This is a genomic window from Streptomyces sp. P17, from assembly GCF_032436805.1.
In the GTDB taxonomy this organism is placed as follows: domain Bacteria; phylum Actinomycetota; class Actinomycetes; order Streptomycetales; family Streptomycetaceae; genus Streptomyces.
Genome location: NZ_JAVRBF010001263.1, coordinates 1 through 249, shown reverse-complemented (window position 1 = coordinate 249; position 249 = coordinate 1). Strand labels below are relative to the sequence as shown.

Here is a 249-nt window from a genome sequence, read left to right as displayed (position 1 = left end):
GCGTTGGCCATGCTAAACAGCGTGCCACAACAGTTTCAAAAGATGTCTTAAATAACAGTTCTAACAAACATTATAGGATAAGTCATTATGATTAAAGTAGGCGATAAGTTACCCGAAGTAACCTTTTCACAATTAACGGCTGAAGGCATGCAAAACCCAACAACCAGCGATGTTTTTGCCGGTAAAAAAGTGGTGTTATTTGCTGTACCTGGTGCTTTTACCCCAACCTGTTCTGCCGCGCACTTACCA

General features: G+C 41.8%; 1 protein-coding gene. It reads left to right on the top strand.

Features of this window, described 5'->3' with window-relative positions:
• Nucleotides 1–87 precede the first annotated feature (87 nt).
• On the top strand, nt 88–249 hold a 162-nt coding region (locus tag RMT89_RS46410; RefSeq protein WP_399499095.1), incomplete at its 3' end, for a redoxin family protein.